Raw genomic sequence first — 18,120 nt, 5'->3', positions numbered from 1 at the left:
AATTCCTAGTCGATTGAATCATGAACACTAATAGTGATAAAGCCTTGGAGCTTAAATAAAGATTCCAGTGAGGCATTGCCCAATCTGTATGCTCTCATTGGCAGGCACACGTACCAAACAATTGGCCTGCATAAGATTTGTTAGCATGTGTGATTGTTGTTTACTTAAGCTTTGTAACTGAAGTTCACCCTGATCAAATTGTGCCGACATCCGTAAAAAGCGTTCGCGTGCATCGGGTTTTAGCGTATGGGTCATTTTTCCACTGAACCAATTTGGCATCTGACGTTGATTTTGAAGTGCATTGAGTAATGTGGATGTATAAATTTGCATGCCTACATAGACAGCTGCAGGGTTGCCTGGCAAACCCAATAAGCAACAATGATGTGAATTAAGATTACGATATTGAGCAAACAACATGGGTTTACCTGGTTTTTGTTTTATTTTCCAAAATATTTGCTCAAAACCCACTTTAAGCGCTACAGGACGTATAAGGTCATAATCACCGACAGAAACGCCACCTGTGCTAATAATTAGGTCATACTCATCTTTGAGCTGATGAAATAATTCTGTTAGTGCGTCTTCATGATCTGCAACATGAAAAATACTGACCTTTTGCTGACGTGCTTCAAACCATGCTTGTATCAATGGTGCGTTAGCATCAAAGATTTGGCCTGTCGTAAGATCACTCGCTTGCGATGCAACTTCATCACCCGTAATCACTACAGCTATACGTGGATAACGGTACACCTTAACAACTTTAACTCCTGCCATGCTTAAAGCTGCAATTGCACCGATACTTAGCTGTTGGCCGTGCTGTGCAAGTTGTTGTCCAGATGCTACTTCTTCTCCAGCATCTCGAATATCGATGTGTATTGCCAAGTCTTGGCGTATTAATATCTTATTTTCAATCGACTGAACTATTTCTTGGCGAGCCACAGTTGTGGTGTTTTGTGGAATGGCCGCACCCGTAAATATACGTACAGCTTGACCTTCTGTTAGACAAATATCAGTCGATTGGCCTGCACGTAGCTCACCCACCAATTCAAATTGTGTTTGAGCGCTAATATGACCTGTTGCTACGATGGCATAACCATCTACAGCACTTTGCGAAAACATTGGCAAATTAATTGATGAATACACATCATCTGCTAGAAAGCGGTTTAAAGCCTTTGATAAAGCCACCGTTTCAGTATCCAAACTCTGTACTTTTTCTAAAATAAGCGACAAAGCCTGATCAACTGAAATTAAATCAGCTTCTGCACCACAGCCTGAATGCTCGACATATTGATTCATTGATACCCTCCTACATGAGGGATATTTTTTTGCACATCAAATAAATGAACTAAAGCTGGCAGTATGGCAATTAAAGACTCTTGAGCACCCTGACGGCTTCCGGGTAAGGTGATGACTAAACTTTGATCGATATAGCCCGCAACGCCTCGACTGAGTGCGGCATAAGGCGTACGTTTTTGGCCAAAACTACGCGAAGCTTCCATTAGGCCGGGTATTTCACGATGTAACAGCGGTTGAAGAGTTTCAACGGTTAAATCTTTTGGCCCTAAACCTGTGCCACCCACTGTTAAAATGAATGCAAATTGATTTTTTTGTTGCTCAATTAAAGCTAAAAGTTGTTTTGGGTCATCTGGAAGAACCTGATATGCAATCGGACCAAAATTCGCTTCTTCTAAGATCTCTAAAACATTCTGTCCCGCCGTATCTGGTTTTTTTCCTGAAGCAACGGTATCTGAAAGCACAATTATAGAAGTAGCAACAGATTCTTTAAGTACACGGCTAAAGTGAGATTTGCCACCTTTTTTCTTCTGTAGTTTGACTTGATCTAGACATAAATCTTCCGGTTCACAATGCGGTTTTAGCATGTCGTATAACGTTAAACCTGCTAGACTCACAGCAGTGAGAGCTTCCATTTCTACCCCTGTTGGGCCAATGGTTTCGACTGTCGCAATAATTTCCACTTGAGTATCACGAAGTTCGTATTCAATATCTGCACGATATATTGGTAATGGATGACATAAAGGAATGAGTTCATCTGTTCGCTTTGCCCCTAAAATACCTGCAATACGTGCTGTTTTAAGTGCATCACCTTTTTCGGTATTACCATTTCTGAGTAATTCAATGCAATGTGCTGGTGCGTAAAGTATCCCTGTGGCGATTGCTGTGCGATAGCTTTCAGCCTTCATCCCGACATTTTTCATTGCATCTCCTTTATCTTATTTTTAAATGTATTTAAGTTGGTTAAAACTTATAAAGGCCATTGATAAAAAACAGGCATGTTGTTTTTTTCTTCTGTATATAAGCTCAAGTGGCTTTCATGATGATCATGGGTGCGATGTAAAGAATGTGACTTAGGCTCATGGTCTGTACGAATACAGCAACCTTCTACGTATTGGCTACTGCCGTCCATGTAGAATTCTTCTTTCCACACAGGAACTTCATGCTTTACACGCTCTACTGCTTCTTCACAAGCTTGAAACGCTTCGCGTCTATGTGTCGCGTAGGACAGTGCAATAATGGCGGTATCCCCCACATCTAAAGCACCAATACGGTGAACCACCCGTACATAAGACACGCCGTATTTACCTTGAATTTCTCGTTCAATTTGGCGAATCATTTTCTCAGCAACTGGAGCATAGGCTGTATATTTCAAGGCCTTAACTGCCTTACCTTCATGGTGATTACGTACAGTGCCAATAAATACGCCTATACCGCCACACTCTGGAAATGCATGAATCGGGTCAAATAGTGCTTGGCTAAATAATGTATTTTGTATGCGTGAAAAATCTTTAAGCATCATGACTAGCCTCCAGCAACAGGTGACAACAGCACAACGGTACTATTTTGGGTTAAATGATGATGCCTGGAGATGATGTCTTCACCCATGGCACAAGCACAGCGTTCTAGCATGTGTTCAGATTGCGGGTATGCCTTTACAATTAATTCCAATATTTCTGCCACAGTTGCATTCGGTTCACAGTAAAAATCGAGCTCCTGTGGGAGTTGTTTTTCAATTGCACCAAAGGCCTCTATACGGATATTTATGCTTTTCATTGACTTAGCCTCCAATCATGTGCATGCTGATTTTACGAACATTACTTTGTGGTTTTTTTATCATTAAGCTATGAAAACCTTGTTCTTTTTGCCAAATATAAGAAGTCAGTTTACTATTTAGAAGTATGTCAACTTGTTGCGGATCAGAACTTAAAGTCTCTATATCTTGCTTTAAGTTCAGCCCGTTTAAGGAAAACAAACAATTATAAAATTCGCCTTGAGCATTCAGTCTTAAACGATCACAGCGACCACAAAATGAATGCGTAATCGTAGAAATAATCCCGATGATTTGACCGTTAACTCGATATTGGCGAGCTGGTTGCGTACCGTGTCCGTCTACACGCTGTACTTCAAATTGGCGACTTAAACTGTCTAAAATGTACTGTTCAGAAACAACTTCTTGTTGTGTCCATTTTTGATCGCCATCTAAAGGCATAAACTCAATAAAGCGTAATTCAATTTGCTCTTGGGTCGCCCATTGCACTAAAGGAATGATTTGATTTTCATTAAGGCTTTGCATCAGCACAGTATTTATTTTGAGCTTTAAGCCCGCTTTTTGGGCTTCGGCTATCCCTTCAAGTACAGGGCCAAGTTTCCTTTGGGTTAATTGCTGAAATTGCTGTTCATCTAAGCTATCTAAACTAATATTGAGATCATCTAAGCCTGCTTCTTGCAATGCATGTGCATAATGCTTTAAGTAGTGACCATTCGTGGTCATAGATATACGTTTTAAACCCAAAACTTTTAAGGTTTTTAGTTGTTGCACAAAATGAACCACACCTTGACGCATGAGCGGTTCACCGCCTGTAATGCGAATTTGCTCAATGCCACGTTGCACCATAAATTTGCAAAATGCATATAAAGCTTCAAAGCTAAGTAAATTATGTTTATGCATCCATTCAGGATGCTCTGGCATGCAATATACGCATTTAAAATTACACCGATCTGTTATCGATATGCGTAACTTTCGCTTGTGTCGACCAAATTGATCTTGGAACGGCTTCGCGTGTAATTTTGTTATGCTATTCATGGGTCTAATCCATTGCACTCATTGCGCTATATGTGAACAGCTCATTCGAGTTGCTCTATTTTCTTGCAATATATCTAGCAAAATTTAGCAAAAAGCGTTCCAACTTTAAGTTAAGGGTTTTAAAATCACGTAAAAATATTTTTATTTTTAAAAACATAATCTTAAGATCTAATCCTTGATATGTTGTTGTAATCCAAAACTATCTCCACATGATTTTTAACCTTGCATTATTCGCTTTGGTTTATTCATGGGACCAAATACCAACATCATCTAATGAGCCATTTATTCACCGCACATAAAATGGGCATAGCTTTGAGCTGATCATTGCAGATTTATAAGAAACTCAGTTGTTGATGTTGTTGTAATTCGTCAAATGAATTAATACTGTGAAAAAATAGTGCATGATTTTTAAAACGTGCCAATTGCATGTGCATTTCTGCAAAACAGTGCTTTAAACTGCGTTGATTTTGTTCTAAATGCATGCAAATTTTAGGCAGACTACTGCGCTTTAAAAGGCAAAAAGGGAAAAGTGCTTTACCGTTAATTTCAACAACAGCCACCTCACATAAAGGATCGCGTTGTATAGCTTGATGTAAACGTGAAATCACTTTTTTAGGGATATAAGTCACATCACACGGCACAAATAATACATAGTCAGCCTGTACGTGTGACCATGCGCTTTTCATTCCCATTAATGGCCCATGAAACCCAGCTTCATCATCCTTAAAAAACTGAATTGAAGGAATAATACGTTTATAAATCGAATAATCACGGTGGCTGTTGACCCAAACCTGCGCAACGCGACTTTTTAAATGTTGATGAATTTTGATTAATTGAATGTCATCATCAAATTTATGTAAGAGTTTATTGATGCCATTCATACGGCGAGCTTGACCACCAGCCAAAATAACTAAATCAGTTTGAGAATAAGTCACTTGTTTAAATATTTTCTTTTTCATTCTGCATACTCCGTTTGACAGGACTTAATCAGCCCACGAATTTCTGCTAAACACGAACCACAATTTCCGCCCGCTTTTAAACAAGCAGTGACTTGTTTTTCGTGGCTCAATTTTTTCTCTTTAATGGTTGCAACAATGCGGTTTTTACCAACCTTAAAACAGCTACACACCAAAGGCCCTTCACTATTACTCGAAGAGATTGCTGAACCTGCAAGAAGTGCTTTACGGTGCAATGCACTTAAACGTTTACGCTTAAATAAGCCTGAAACCCAATCACGATCAGGCAATAAAACTTTGGGTGCGATATAAAGACTAGCAATAAGTAGTCCATCTTTTAAAATTACATGATGGCTGAGGTGAGCAGTCGGATCTTCAAGGTTTAACCATTCATAATTTTCATCAGTAAACGGTAAAAGTGCCTTAATATGTTGCACTGTAGCACTCAGTGTTTTGCGGTCTGCCAATTCATAGCGCACGGCTTTTGCAGTTTTTATTTTGGTCCACCAGACCATATTTTGAACGCTGACTTGAACGAGGTGCTCAAATCCCTCTCGCACATACAGCACGCCTTGCCATTGGGTATAAAATGGTTGTATACATACTGGCGTATGTTTAAATTCAGGCTCGCCCGAAATTGCATCCACTACAGGGTTTACCAATTTACCAATACGTGCATCCGATGCCACTTGATCATTCCAATGAATAGGTGCAAAAATCTGACCGCGACGAATATTGTTACTCAGGTTAGCACGTAAAATACATCCGCCCCATTTCGATTTAACCTCCATCAGCTCACCATCTTTGATACCAAACTTAAGCGCATCTTGTGGATGAATTTCGCAGTAAGGTTCGGCCCGATGGGTACTTAAATTTGCAGATAATCCTGTACGGCTCATGGTGTGCCATTGGTCACGTATACGGCCTGTATTTAAAATCAGTGGATATTCAGCAGAGACTCTATTTATAGGATTTTTTGCTACTGTAGCGATGAATTTAGCTTTTGCGCTTGCATGGCTGAATTGTCCATTAGAAAATAAACGGCTAACAACATCAGCTGTTTGGCCTTGTTGCCAGACTGGCCACTGTGTTGGCGCTAAATTGTTGTAATCTTTTAAACTTAACTCGCATAAGCCCTGCAAGTTAAAGTAGCGAAAATGCTGAGCTGAATCACGTTGATCTAAAGGTATATTTTGATAGGCAGATAATTTCGCATGTTCGATAAATATGTCATAGCTATTGCTATAGTCAAAACCTGCGTAGCCCATCTTTTGTGCCACTTGAGTAATAGACCACCAATCTGCTTTTGCTCCTGCTGGTGCATCTAAAAATGCAGTTTGGCGTGATATACGGCGCTCAGAATTGGTCACTGTACCGTCTTTTTCACCCCAACCTAATGCTGGTAAAAGTACATCTGCATACACTGTTGTATCAGTGTCCTTACAAATATCAGAGACTACAACAAATTCACACTTTTCTAAGGCACGTTTGACTTGATCTGCATCGGGCAAGCTTACAACAGGATTAGTGGCCATAATCCAAATGGCTTTAATTTTTCCACTTTCTACAGCCTGAAAAAGATCGACTGCTTTCAATCCTGCTTGATTGGCAATGTATGGACTTTGCCAGAAGCCTTGCACTAAAGCTTGATGTGCAGTGTTGTCTAAATCTAAGTGTGCTGCCAACATATTGGCTAAACCACCTACCTCACGGCCACCCATTGCATTGGGTTGACCTGTCATAGAAAATGGCGCTGCGCCTAATTTTCCTATTTTTCCGGTCAACAAATGGCAGTTAATAATACTGTTGGCTTTATCTACGCCTTGTGAAGACTGATTAACCCCCATAGAAAATAGCGTCATAACTTTTTGAGTTTGAGAAAATTTTTCAAAAAACTGCTGCAATTTTTCTAAGGAAATACCCGTTCGCTGGGAAACCGCCGTGATAGAAGCTTCGGTTTCAGTTTGCTCTAATGCTTGAACCAGACCTTCTGTATAATTCGCTATAAAATCTAAATCACTATAGTTATTTTTGACAAGGTACTGCAATAAACCATTAAAAAGTGCGACATCTTGGCCGGGTAAAATAGGTAAGTGCAAATCTGCTGTTTCACAGGTACTGGTAAAACGCGGATCAATGACCACCACAAACACATCACGATCTTCTTTGGCTTTCATAATGCGCTGATATAGCACAGGATGGCACCATGCAGTATTGGAGCCAACTAAGACCACCATTTCGGCATGTTCAAAGTCTTCATAACTGGCTGGAACCAAATCTTCACCAAAAGCACGCTTGTGCGCAGCCACGGCAGACGACATGCAAAGGCGTGAGTTGGTATCTATATTGGCTGTGCCTAAATAGCCTTTTACGAATTTATTCACCGCATAGTAATCTTCTGTTAACAGTTGCCCAGACACGTAAAAGGCAATACTGTCGCGTCCGTATTGATCTATACATTGCTGAAATTTGTCTGCGATCAAGGTTGTTGCTGTATTCCAATCAGTAGCCTGTCGCGTCCCCAATGTTTGACGACCCAGCATTGGCTCTAATACACGAGTTTCTAAACCCAGCGTATCGGCTAAATTACTCCCCTTAATACATAATCTCCCATAATTAGAAGGATGATTTACGTCTCCAGTGACAGAAACTTTTTGCCCTGTGGCTGTATATTCAACTGTTGCACTGACACCGCAACCTACGCCGCAATATGGGCAGGTCGTTTGTGTGGTTTTTATTTCATTTTCTGTGGAGCTATGCAGTTCCACTATTGGAATACTATTCACGTCTGCTATGCTCCTTATACTCTGAACCTTTTCAATTCGATTCATCTAAAATACTTCTGCGTCGTGTTCTTCGCGGGGCTTTTTAAGACGCTTGATTTGCCATCATTAACCTTCAGTTCGGCCTACTTTTCTTTCTGGAAAAGTAGGTAAAACCATTTCATACACAAAACTCGTTCACTCATGTGTTCTAACTTATTGATTGCATAAGCATATTTATCAATATTTGTGCTGTCTTGAACCGTTGTGGATGACATTTCCGCGTATCATGTTTTTTACATTAAAACTTTCATTATTTTTAGCCTGCTTTTTTTAATGCAAAATCTTTACCAAACAGTAGTTTGTTTCGAATAGTCGAAATAGATGTTTGATCTGAAATTAATTCTGCATACCAAGCGCCATCTTCTGTATCACCAAATAGCACCGCACCTATTACTCTGTCTTTTTGAATAATAATGCGTTTATAAATCTGACGTTTTTCATCATTTAAAATAATGTCTTCAAAATCATCTTGTGGTTCAAAATTACCCGCAGAAAAAACATCACAGCCACTGACTTTTAACTGGGTAGGCACTGTCGGGGCTTTAAAGGTCAAACTGCCATGTTCCGCCAAATGCGATGCACAAATGAAAGCCTGTCCCCAAAGCGGTTCAACAAGACCGAAGGTTTGATTACGGTGTTCAATACATTCGCCCACAGCATATATACTCGGATCAAATGTTTGCATGGTATCGTTGACCATTACGCCATGACCACAGCGTAGGCCTGCACTTTGTGCCAGTGCAATATTGGGCCGAATACCAACGGCAAAAACGACAAGATCAGCATCTAAAACAGTGCCATCTTGCAAACGAAGTTGTTTCACATGACCATCTTCGCCAATCAATTCTTGGGTATTGGCTCCTGTTAAAATTGTGATGCCTTTTTGCTCAATCGCATTTTTTAACATCAGACTGGCTTTTTTATCCAGTTGGCGGTCCATAATACGATCCATCAAATGCAAAACCGTGACATTCATGCCTCGTTGTTTAAGACCGTATGCAGCCTCTAGACCTAATAATCCACCGCCAATCACCACCGCATTTTTCTTAGATTTACAATAGTCCAGCATGCTGTTGACATCATAAATATCACGAAAACTCAGCACACCTTTTAAGTCTGCGCCTGAAATTGGCGGAATAAAGGGTTTCGAGCCGGTAGCTAAAATCAGGCGGTCATAATCAATTACTACGCCTTTTGCTGTGTATACCTGTTTACGTGGACGGTCTATGCGAACAGCTGCATCGCCAGCAACAAAACGGATATTTTTATCTTGATACCAAGCATGTGAGTGCAACATGATGTCTTCAATGGTTTTATCGCCAGACAATACAGGGGAAAGCATAATGCGGTTGTAATTGCCCCACGGTTCTTCACCAATGACGGTAATTTCATAGCGTTCAGGTGCCATGTCTAGTAAATCTTCTAAGCAACGCATACCTGCTAAACCGTTGCCCACCAAAACCAATTTCATTAGCTCAGAGGATGGCGCATTATTGGTAATATAGGTTTTCTGTGCTGTCGGACTGATCAGTACTCGACCATTTTCAATTTTGCTTGGAAAAACCAAGAGTTTGTGGTTTTTATCTTCTAGGCAACGCCCAGTCGCAAGGCTAAAATGCTGTTTGTAAATAGGTGATGCGACAACCCGCTCACCTTGTAAATCGCCAATAATCCCGCGTGACATCACATAGGCTTGGCTAAACGGATCTTGATTGCTCAGTGCATAAACCCGCTTTTCTTCCCCCACGCGAAAAATAGCAATTTGCTGATTTTCAATCAGCGCGCCAACTCCTGTATTTGGCGTAATGTCATCTAAAGCACAGATTTCAACCCAGTCCAGCTCATTCATGTCTTTTAAAATCGTCATCTTTATTGTCCTTATTCTGTTTAAGCTTCAACTACTGGAATTCGGTTTGCATCACGTTCCAATTCATTTTTTGGACGAATTTGACCACGCACGGATGCAAATTGAATATGCGGATCATTTTGCTGTTCGGCTTTTGCATTCACAAAAGTGACAAAACGTTTACGCACTTCTGGATCTTCGACTGCGCTACGCCATTCATCTTGATATGTCCCTACCACATGGCTCATACGGCGCTCAAGTTCTATGGCAATACCAAGTGAATCATTTACTACCACATCTTTAAGATAATCTAGGCCACCTTCCATGTTGTCACGCCAGACGGATGTCCGTTGTAAACGGTCTGCTGTTTGAATGTAAAACATAAAGAAACGGTCAATATATTTGATCAGTGTTTGCGTATCTAAGTCCGATGCTAAAAGCTCTGCATGACGCGGTTTCATACCGCCATTACCGCATACATACAAGTTCCAGCCTTTTTCGGTGGCAATTACGCCTACGTCTTTACTTTGCGCCTCTGCACATTCACGAGTACACCCAGAAACTGCCATTTTAAGCTTGTGTGGTGAGCGCAAACCTTTGTAGCGGTTTTCAAGAAAAATGGCTAAGCCGACAGAATCATCTACACCATAACGACACCACGTACTACCAACGCAAGATTTAACTGTACGTAATGATTTACCGTAGGCGTGACCCGACTCAAAACCAGCAGCAATTAATTTTTCCCAAATTTCAGGCAATTGATGCACTTGTGCCCCAAACATATCGACACGCTGACCACCTGTGAGTTTGGTATATAGTCCATATTCTTTGGCAATTTGACCCACTGCAATTAAACCGTCAGGCGTTACTTCACCACCAGCCATACGTGGTACAACTGAGTACGAGCCATCTTTTTGAATATTTCCGAGATAATAGTCATTACTGTCTTGTAGGCCTGCATGACTCGGTTTTAATACAAAATCATTCCAGCAAGAGGCCAAAATATTGGCTACAGTTGGTTTACAGATATCACAGCCTAAACCGTGCCCATGTTGTTGAATCAAATCATCAAAAGTTTTGATTTCATTAACGCGAACCAAGTGATATAGCTCTTGGCGTGAATAAGCAAAGTGTTCACAAATATGGTTATTGACAGTTACGCCTTGACGTTGTAATTCTGATTTAAGCACTTGAGTGACTAAAGGTGCACAACCTCCACAAGCTGTTGCTGCTTTTGTACATTTTTTAAGTGCACCTAAAGAAGTCGCCCCATCTGCAATTGCTGTGCAAATATCTGCTTTAGAAACGTTGTTACATGAGCAAATGGTTGCACTATCTGGCAGTAGATCGACTCCACTCCCCCCAGATTTACCTGCTGATTGTACATAGCCTGGCATAATGAGGCTTTCGGGGCTTTCTGGAACCTCTAAGCCATTGAGCATCATTTGCAGTAGATCATTATATTCTTTTGCACACCCAACCAAGACTGCACCCAATAGCTTAGTTTTGTCGCTATTCACCACAATTTTTTTATAGATTTGAGCAGCTTCATCAGCATAAAAATAACTTAAGGCATTAGGTGTCATCGCATGTGCATCACCTACAGATGCAACATCAACACCCATCAGTTTTAACTTGGTGCTCATATCAGCACCCATAAATTCTGTGCAACTTTGCGCCATAACGTGTTTAGCTGCAATGCGTGCCATGTCATAACCTGGTGCGACTAAACCAAATATTTTGTTTTGCCAAAGTGCGCATTCTCCAATGGCATAGATATCTGGATGAGAGGTTTGGCAATAATCATTGATGCTGATGCCACCACGTTCTCCAATCGATAAACCACTCTGACGTGCCAATTCATCACGTGGGCGAATGCCTGCTGAAAATAAAATGATGTCAGTTTCCAACGCTGAGCCATCAGCAAATTTCATAACATGTTTAGTATTTAAACCAGCTTCAATACAAGAAGTTGCTTTTTGGGTATGAACTTTTACCCCAAGATTTTCAATTTTTGTACGTAAAACTTTGCCACCTAAATCATCAATTTGCACCGCCATCAAACGTGGCGCAAACTCAACGACATGGGTTTCTAAGCTTAAGTCTCGTAGTGCTTTGGCTGCTTCTAAACCGAGTAAGCCACCACCGATGACTACACCTGTTTTAGCACTTAAACTCGCAGCACGAATCGCATCTAAATCGTCAATGGTACGGTAAACAAAACAATTTTCTCGTTCATTGCCAGGAATGGGGGGTACAAATGCATAAGAGCCAGTTGCCAACACGAGCTTGTCAAAGTAAAGAATATCACCGTGATTGGTCTTCACTGTTTTATGACGTTGATCAATTTCCACGGCTTTAGTATTTAAACGTAAATCTATGCCGTGTGCATCGGCAAAGTCGCTACGGCACAGCGTTAAATCTTTGGCGGATTTCCCACTAAAGTATTCTGTTAAATGTACACGGTCATAGGCTAAGCGTGGCTCTTCTGCCAAAATTGTGATTTCGACCTCATCACCTGCGTGTTCTAGTACAGACTCGATAAACTTGTGGCCAACCATGCCATGACCAATCATGATGATTTTCATATTCTTTCTCCGCAATTTTTTTATTTGGCTTAAGCCTCTTGTTTAAAGCCAAATTTTTTATATTAGTTTTGAGCTTCAGCTAAATTTCGTTCATTCACAGCTTGTTCAAATAAACGCTGTTCTTTTTCTTTATGCTCTACAGAGAAGCGAATCATCAGTACACAACTAGCAGCAATCACCACCAAGCCACCGAGCATCATCAGCGTGGTTTGAATGTCTAACATACCTTTGAGTAAAAACCCTGCTGCTACAGCACCGACGTTACCACCTGCGCCAATAATACCTGCCACGCCACCTAAGGCATCACGGTCAATAAATGGCACCAAGGCATAAGTTGCACCACAAGCCATGTGGGTAAATAGTGCAAATACAGTCATAGCAAGAATCGCGAATACTGGCGTACTCATTTGCGAGAAGAGAATTAAAAACAAGCCTTCGAGCAGAATCATGGTAAATAACACTTTGGTACGGCCATCTAAGCCTTTTTTAGTCGCCACTTTGTCTGAAATGATCCCACCTAACGCACGGGCAAATAGCGCTAATAAACCAAATATACCTGCAGCCATGCCGGCTTCTTTTAATCCAAATTGGAAGTTGTCGACGTAATACAGCGCAATAATGTTGTGAATAAAAATTTCTATACCAAAGCAAGCAGCATACGCGCCAAATAAAATCCATACGCGATAGTTACGTGCTGCATGCATTAAAATGGCCACACCGCCTTTTTTATCTGAACCGACTGCAATGCCTTGTTGACGTAATTCTTTAAAGTTCCCTTGTGGGCAGTCTTGGGTAAATTTCCAATACATTGCACCCACAATCAGCATCATCACACCCGGTACAATTAACGCGATACGCCAGCCCATGGTTTGTTCGACACCAAACATAACCAGTGCACCGAGCATTAAAGGCATAAGCGCTTGTGTTGCACCACCACCTGCATTTCCCCAACCCGCAGTTGCAGCATTGGCTGTCCCCACCACATTTGGCGCAAACATAATACTGGTGTGATATTGGGTGATCACGAAACTTGCCCCGATTGCCCCAATCAGCAAACGAAAGAACAAGAATGATTCATAACTGTTAGCCGATGCCACACCAAAGACTGGAATACTTCCGATGATGAGTAATGCTGTGTAAGTTTTCCGTGGGCCGTATTTATCACACAATGGCCCAACGATCAGTCGAACTAAAATAGTGATTGCAACAGCGGCAATATTAATATTGGCGATTTGATCTTTGGTAAGGTGAAATTCGCCTGCAATGACTGGCATTAAAGGTGCACAGGCAAACCAAGCAAAAAAGCAAACAAAGAATGCGAGCCAACTCATGTGGAAGGCCCGCATTGCTGCTGACGAAAAATTAAAAAGACTTATTTTTGTTGCTTTTTTAGCATTTAAATTTGAAGACATAGCTTCCAACTCCTGAACTGAACGTATACAAGTTGCTGTTATGTGTGACATAACAGAAACGATCAGAACGGACATCGTTGGCCGTCTTACAAATTATTTTTTAAAGTCGTCTTTGACTCATTTATACTTCAAGCATTCATCGTGCCAATCTTAAATTAAAATATATTAAGTCATTGTTAAATATGTAAATAAAAATTATTAGACTGTGTGCAGAAATTAAATTCCATCTATTCCCACTGCTTTCGTATTTTTTACAAAATCTAATCATGAATAAAAGCGCTTAATCTTGATGCATAATTGCATCATAAAAGTGCATATAAATATTTACATGGCTTAAGTTTTTTAACATCTATCGCGCTTTGTATGGCTTGTCTTTTATTTTTAATTGGCATCTAAATTGCTTAGCTTGCTAAATTTCATTTCAGCTCGACCCTGAGCATTTACATGCCAAAATTAAAAATAGCACTCATCGATGATGATGTAGAACGTGCATCTTTTATTAAGTCCTCACTCATCGAACATGGTTTCGAAGTTGTGGCCTGTCTGATGATTGATCATCTAAACAGTACAGATCTACAGACATTACAGGCAGATGTCATTCTTTTAGATATGGATCATCCACAGCGTGACATTATAGAAAGCTGCGTCAGTCAGTTTGATTTACCTACTGTTCTTTTTACCAAAAATTCGCATAAAGACACCATTAAAAATGCCATTGAAGCTGGTGTAACCGCCTATATTGTTGATGGAATTGATCCTGAAAAATTAGACAGTATTTTAGAAATTTCGATTGAACAGTTTAAAAAACATAAGAAACTGCTCAAAGACTTAAATGAAACTAAATGCAAACTGGCCGACCGCAAAGACATTGAAAAAGCCAAAGTCATGCTCATGCAAATTCATCATATTGAAGAAGATAAAGCGTTTGCTTTACTTAGGAAAAATGCCATGAGCCAGCGTATGACGATGGGTGAAATGGCGCGTCGCTTAATCGATGCGCAGGCCTTGCTTCAAACTCAATTTAAGGACTAAACATTCACTATGAATCAATTAGAAAAAAAAGATCTTCAGCTTGGCTATATTCCTCTGCTTGATTGCACGGCCATACTTTGGGCACAGCATCAGGGATATTTTGACCAACAAGGACTGAATGTGACTTTAGTCAAAGAAGCTTCGTGGGCGAGTCTACGTGATCGTATGGCTTTTGGATTATTGGATGTCACGCATTGTCTATCGGCCATGCTCCCAGCAGCAGCCACAGGAGATGATCATTTAGGTATTCCGCTACAAACCTCACAGGTGCTAAGTACAACACGTGCCTTTATTAGTTTAAGTCAGCAATTATGTTATGAATTAAATATTAGCCCCACAGATACGCCTACTGATTCTGCGAGAAAAATTACTCAAGCTATGCAACAGGGTAAAAAAATTCAACTGGCTCATGTATTTAAACAGTCCATTCATCATTATTGCCTACGTGAATGGCTCGCCTTGGGTAATACTGAATTGGCCCAAAACTATCGCTTATCAACCCTACCACCTCCGTATATGGTCGAAGCCATTGCGGCAAGGTTAATTGATGGTTTTTGTGTAGGTGAACCCTGGAATATTCAGGCACAAATTCAGGGTTATAGCCAAATTATTGCGGAAAGCCGACAGATTATTCCAGAAGTTGCTGATAAGGTACTGGCGACCACCCAAGAGTGGGCTGTGCAACATCCCAATACACTCAGCGCTGTGAAAAAAGCGATACAGCAAGCACAGCACGATTTAACCCATTTAGATCGGCTAGACGAGGTATGGAGAATGTTAGAAGCCAGTGAAATTATTCGTTTTAATTGTTCTGATCATTTGCATGTTGAAAGCTTTTATAAAATTCAAAATATTATTCGTAGTTTTGGTGTGCAAAAAGCACCTCAAGTTGATCATTTCAAATGGATTGTGCAACAAATGAGTAAATGGGAAAACTTAGAATTAAGTACGGCAGAAGTAGAGCAAATTGCCCAGCAGTGCATGGGGATAGCAATTGAATAACAACTTCATAGACAATGCCGAAGCCCTTCTCAATCGCTTTCTAATTTTTAGAATAAAATTTGAGTAAATCATTCAAAAAACTCAACATGGCATAAAAATCGCTTATGCATCATTAGCCCTGTACATAGCGTATAGATGATCCTAAGCGATATGCCAAGTGCATGAATTTTGAGACTGGTTTTTATGTCGATTACTTTTTCACGATTTTCTGAATATTTTATAGCGGTTGCGAAGTCAGGAAGCTTACGCAAAGCCGCAGAACAACTTTTTATCTCAGTGTCTGCGGTACATCGACAAATTGTACTGGCCGAAGAAGAATTGGGTGTCGCACTATTCGAACGATTACCTCAAGGTTTAAAACTTACGCTTGCAGGTGAACTGCTGTATGCAGACTTACTCAAATGGCAAAAGGAATTTCAATTAACACGGGTACGATTTGATGAAATTCAGGGTTTAAATCGGGGTAATATTCATATTGGATTCATTTCTGCGCTCAACGACAGTTTTGTCTTAGACAGTATTCAACATTTAACACAATTGTACCCGTGGATTAACATGAACATTTGTGTTCACAACAGCGAGGTTATTTCAAAAAAAATTATTGATGCAGAACTGGATTTTGGCATTATTTTAAATCCACAAAGTCACCATCAATTAGAAACTCTATCTTTTATCGAGATCCCGCTGGGCTATACCCTTTCGCCTTCGCACCCTTTAGCGGCAGCAGAAAAAATCTATTTATCAGATACGCTCAGTGAACGGCATATTATGCCAAGTGATCCTTTAGTGATCAGTGAATATGTTCACACTTTATATAAACATCATAAATTTACACCCATTCAAAAAATTGAATGTAATGATATTCGTATGATGAGTGCTCTTATTAAACAGAATTTGGGCATTGGTTTAATGTCTTATATGGATGCGCTTCCTTTGATTAAAACGGGTGAACTCATCTTTAAACCGCTTCATGAAAAAGGCATACATCGCTTAACTATTGCATTGTGCGTTGCATCAAAGCGTCAGACCACTAAAATATCTAAAATTATGATTAATCAAATGATAGAACAAATTGAAATAATCAAAAATGACCTTAAGTTTTTATAAAAATTAATTATTTCATTGGTATGCGAATAAAAAATACAAAAAACCAGTATCTAGTACTGGTTTTTTTGATTCATTTTAGTCACAAAATTAATCTAAAGGATTACCTACAATATTACTGATAATGCCCTTCATAATATGCTCGCCTTGCTCATGTTTTAAGTCTTCATACCATTGACGAGTGATGGCTTCGTCTTTCATGTGAGTCACATCACAACGCTTACGTGCCCGTAGCACCAGTTCATTGGCGCGTTCATTCCGTTTATTTTGATAGCGTTTTAAGGCATCTTGTAGCCCTAAGGTATTAATTTGCAAGGCACGTGCTAAGTAAATTGCATCTTCCATGGCTTGGCAACCACCTTGACCAATGTCCGGTGTTGTACTGTGTGCAGCATCACCCACAATCACCACACGCCCTTTATAGAAATCTGCAAATGGCTCAATATCATGAATTTCAACACGATTGGTTTTTTGCACATCTACAGCATCAATCAGCTTTTGTACGGGTTCACACCAGCCTTTAAAATATTCTTTAAACAAAGCTTTATATTGGCTACGATCATTTTCTAAACCTGCTGGCAATGGTACATCAAAGAAGAAGTAGAAACGATTCTGTGCAACAGGCATGAGAGAAACCCGTTTGCCTTCACCCACAAAAGTTGTCCATTGATCTGCAGCTGCAAATTCTTCTGAAATATCGACCAAGCCATTCCAATTGACATAACCCGCATAGCGACGATCAACCTGCGCACCCAATACATAAGCACGAGTAATGGAATGTGTTCCATCAGCACCCACGAGTAAGTCACATGCGTTTTCGGTACCATCTGCAAACTGAATTTGAACGCTGTCATTTTTTTCAGTAAATGCGGTCATTTTTTTAGCTAAATAAATATCTTCACGACCAAATTCATCCATGAGCATGTTTTGTAAATCAGCACGCGATACAGGATATGGGCGCTGGCCAACTTCCTCAATGAGTGGATACAAACTGAACTGCGTCATGGTGTCGCCACTGAGGCCATCAATATAGGCCAAATAATCCATTTTGCCACCAAGTTTTTCCACTTGCTCTGTTAAGCCAAGGTAATTTAAGCACTTCACACCATTTGACCACAGGGAAATTGCTGCACCAATAGGTAAGATCTGCTCAGCTTGCTCATAGATACTGACCTGATGCCCAAATTTTTTCAGTGCAATGCCCGTTGTTAAACCTGCCATCCCCGCACCGATAATTGCAATTTCCATCTGTCACTCCT

At 40.3% G+C, this 18,120-nt stretch carries 14 protein-coding genes; 3 read left to right on the top strand and 11 right to left on the bottom strand.

What is annotated here, in order from left to right; genetic code table 11:
* Nucleotides 1-51 precede the first annotated feature (51 nt).
* The 10 genes from D9K81_RS05260 to D9K81_RS05215 all read right to left on the bottom strand — a co-directional run bounded on the left by D9K81_RS05260 (nt 52) and on the right by D9K81_RS05215 (nt 13,723).
* On the bottom strand, nt 52-1,293 hold the full coding sequence (locus D9K81_RS05260) for a molybdopterin molybdotransferase MoeA (protein ID WP_120374125.1): 1,242 nt from the start codon (nt 1,291-1,293) through the stop codon (nt 52-54).
* A complete protein-coding gene (gene moaCB, locus D9K81_RS05255) occupies nt 1,290-2,213 on the bottom strand; it encodes a bifunctional molybdenum cofactor biosynthesis protein MoaC/MoaB (protein ID WP_120374124.1) in 924 nt (307 codons plus the stop codon). The genes D9K81_RS05260 and moaCB overlap by 4 nt, the downstream gene beginning before the upstream one ends.
* Before the next feature lie 47 nt (nt 2,214-2,260).
* Nucleotides 2,261-2,812 carry a molybdenum cofactor biosynthesis protein MoaE gene (locus tag D9K81_RS05250; RefSeq protein WP_120374123.1) on the bottom strand — a complete coding sequence of 184 codons (552 nt, stop codon included), beginning with the start codon at nt 2,810-2,812 and terminating at the stop codon, nt 2,261-2,263.
* A 2-nt stretch (nt 2,813-2,814) separates the two neighbouring features.
* Nucleotides 2,815-3,066 carry a MoaD/ThiS family protein gene (locus D9K81_RS05245; RefSeq protein ID WP_120374122.1) on the bottom strand — a complete coding sequence of 84 codons (252 nt, stop codon included), beginning with the start codon at nt 3,064-3,066 and terminating at the stop codon, nt 2,815-2,817.
* Nucleotides 3,067-3,070: 4 nt separating this feature from the next.
* Nucleotides 3,071-4,096, bottom strand: coding sequence for a GTP 3',8-cyclase MoaA (gene moaA, locus D9K81_RS05240; RefSeq protein WP_120374121.1), 1,026 nt, complete (start codon nt 4,094-4,096; stop codon nt 3,071-3,073).
* A gap of 332 nt (nt 4,097-4,428) precedes the next feature.
* Nucleotides 4,429-5,055: a molybdenum cofactor guanylyltransferase gene (gene mobA / locus D9K81_RS05235; RefSeq protein ID WP_120374120.1), complete on the bottom strand. Its 627-nt coding sequence runs from the start codon at nt 5,053-5,055 to the stop codon at nt 4,429-4,431.
* On the bottom strand, nt 5,052-7,838 hold the full coding sequence (locus D9K81_RS05230) for a nitrate reductase (RefSeq protein WP_120374119.1): 2,787 nt from the start codon (nt 7,836-7,838) through the stop codon (nt 5,052-5,054). Before D9K81_RS05230 ends, mobA begins: the two co-directional genes overlap by 4 nt.
* Before the next feature lie 295 nt (nt 7,839-8,133).
* A complete protein-coding gene (gene nirD, locus D9K81_RS05225; RefSeq protein ID WP_120374118.1) occupies nt 8,134-9,744 on the bottom strand; it encodes a nitrite reductase small subunit NirD in 1,611 nt (536 codons plus the stop codon).
* A gap of 20 nt (nt 9,745-9,764) precedes the next feature.
* On the bottom strand, nt 9,765-12,311 hold the full coding sequence (gene nirB, locus D9K81_RS05220) for a nitrite reductase large subunit NirB (RefSeq protein ID WP_198488397.1): 2,547 nt from the start codon (nt 12,309-12,311) through the stop codon (nt 9,765-9,767).
* A gap of 62 nt (nt 12,312-12,373) precedes the next feature.
* Nucleotides 12,374-13,723, bottom strand: a complete 1,350-nt coding sequence (locus D9K81_RS05215; RefSeq protein WP_120374116.1) for an MFS transporter — start codon at nt 13,721-13,723, stop codon at nt 12,374-12,376.
* Between the two features lie 444 nt (nt 13,724-14,167).
* Between D9K81_RS05215 and D9K81_RS05210 the strand changes: the two genes are divergently transcribed.
* The 3 genes from D9K81_RS05210 (at nt 14,168) to D9K81_RS05200 (ending at nt 16,864) form a co-directional block, all read left to right on the top strand.
* A complete protein-coding gene (locus D9K81_RS05210) occupies nt 14,168-14,755 on the top strand; it encodes an ANTAR domain-containing response regulator (RefSeq protein WP_120374115.1) in 588 nt (195 codons plus the stop codon).
* Between the two features lie 9 nt (nt 14,756-14,764).
* Nucleotides 14,765-15,757, top strand: a complete 993-nt coding sequence (locus D9K81_RS05205; protein ID WP_120374114.1) for an ABC transporter substrate-binding protein — start codon at nt 14,765-14,767, stop codon at nt 15,755-15,757.
* Between the two features lie 183 nt (nt 15,758-15,940).
* Complete coding sequence (locus D9K81_RS05200) at nt 15,941-16,864, top strand: LysR family transcriptional regulator (protein ID WP_120374113.1); 924 nt, start codon at nt 15,941-15,943, stop codon at nt 16,862-16,864.
* 87 nt (nt 16,865-16,951) lie between these two features.
* On the opposite strand, the gene hpxO is transcribed toward D9K81_RS05200, so the two are convergent.
* Entirely contained in the window at nt 16,952-18,109 is a 1,158-nt protein-coding gene (gene hpxO, locus D9K81_RS05195; protein ID WP_120374112.1) for an FAD-dependent urate hydroxylase HpxO, read from the bottom strand.
* Nucleotides 18,110-18,120 lie beyond the last annotated feature (11 nt).

The organism is Acinetobacter chengduensis (assembly GCF_003664645.1).
GTDB lineage: Bacteria > Pseudomonadota > Gammaproteobacteria > Pseudomonadales > Moraxellaceae > Acinetobacter > Acinetobacter chengduensis.
Note: the sequence above shows the minus strand (reverse complement) of the source record. Positions and strands in the feature narration are given on the sequence as shown.

Coding starts and splice junctions, on each gene's coding strand:
- D9K81_RS05250 (WP_120374123.1), bottom strand. CDS start 2,812: ATGATGCTTAAAGATTTTTCACGCATACAAAATACATTATTTAGCCAA.
- nirB (WP_198488397.1), bottom strand. CDS start 12,311: ATGAAAATCATCATGATTGGTCATGGCATGGTTGGCCACAAGTTTATC.
- D9K81_RS05245 (WP_120374122.1), bottom strand. CDS start 3,066: ATGAAAAGCATAAATATCCGTATAGAGGCCTTTGGTGCAATTGAAAAA.
- D9K81_RS05210 (WP_120374115.1), top strand. CDS start 14,168: ATGCCAAAATTAAAAATAGCACTCATCGATGATGATGTAGAACGTGCA.
- moaCB (WP_120374124.1), bottom strand. CDS start 2,213: ATGAAAAATGTCGGGATGAAGGCTGAAAGCTATCGCACAGCAATCGCC.
- mobA (WP_120374120.1), bottom strand. CDS start 5,055: ATGAAAAAGAAAATATTTAAACAAGTGACTTATTCTCAAACTGATTTA.
- hpxO (WP_120374112.1), bottom strand. CDS start 18,109: ATGGAAATTGCAATTATCGGTGCGGGGATGGCAGGTTTAACAACGGGC.
- D9K81_RS05205 (WP_120374114.1), top strand. CDS start 14,765: ATGAATCAATTAGAAAAAAAAGATCTTCAGCTTGGCTATATTCCTCTG.
- D9K81_RS05200 (WP_120374113.1), top strand. CDS start 15,941: ATGTCGATTACTTTTTCACGATTTTCTGAATATTTTATAGCGGTTGCG.
- D9K81_RS05260 (WP_120374125.1), bottom strand. CDS start 1,293: ATGAATCAATATGTCGAGCATTCAGGCTGTGGTGCAGAAGCTGATTTA.
- nirD (WP_120374118.1), bottom strand. CDS start 9,744: ATGACGATTTTAAAAGACATGAATGAGCTGGACTGGGTTGAAATCTGT.
- moaA (WP_120374121.1), bottom strand. CDS start 4,096: ATGAATAGCATAACAAAATTACACGCGAAGCCGTTCCAAGATCAATTT.
- D9K81_RS05215 (WP_120374116.1), bottom strand. CDS start 13,723: ATGTCTTCAAATTTAAATGCTAAAAAAGCAACAAAAATAAGTCTTTTT.